Below are 660 nucleotides of genomic sequence, written 5' to 3' on the forward strand. Positions count from 1 at the left end.
ACCCTGCTTTTCTAGAATGTTGCGAATGCTCTCGGCTTGAGAACTCAGCACATTATGCGCCAGAAGCAGTGGCATTGCGGCTACCAAACCGAGAACCGTTGTCACCAACGCCATCGAAATACCGCCCGCCATGACTTTTGGATCGCCATTACCAAACTGAGTGATCACTTGGAATGTTTCGATCATGCCAGTTACCGTACCTAGCAGACCTAACATTGGTGCCAGCGCTGCAAGCAGTTTGAGCATCGATAGTCCTTTTTCAAGGTGCGTTTGCTCATCAACCACCGCCTCAAGTAGACGCAATTCTAATGCTTCGACACTTCGATGTTTGTCGTTTTGATAAACAGAAAGAACGCGACCTAGAGGGTTATCTTCTGCTTTGGTTGGATTCTTTAGCTGCTTCGCGATTTTTTGGCGAGCAATGAAAAGAGACACACCGCGAACCAACGCGATAATCAAACCAATCGCTAATAGAACAAGGCTGATCTGGCCAACTACGCCACCCGCATTTAGACGATCTTTCAGCGTTGGCGAGTTCGCTAGTTGTTCTAAAAGAATGCCACGCGATGGATCAATGACTAACGAATCCAATTCGCCGTTGGTGAATGCGCTCGCTGTCGGACCATTTTCTGGCTGACGCAAATAGTTCACTGCGTCACC

The 660-nt window shown here is 48.3% G+C and carries 1 protein-coding gene; it reads right to left on the reverse strand.

The window, feature by feature from the left end; all coding sequences use genetic code 11:
• The coding region (locus R7Q48_RS28010) for a MotA/TolQ/ExbB proton channel family protein (protein ID WP_318133568.1) at positions 1-660 on the reverse strand (660 nt) is incomplete at both ends.

The sequence above is a fragment of the Vibrio sp. 378 genome (genome assembly GCF_033339435.1).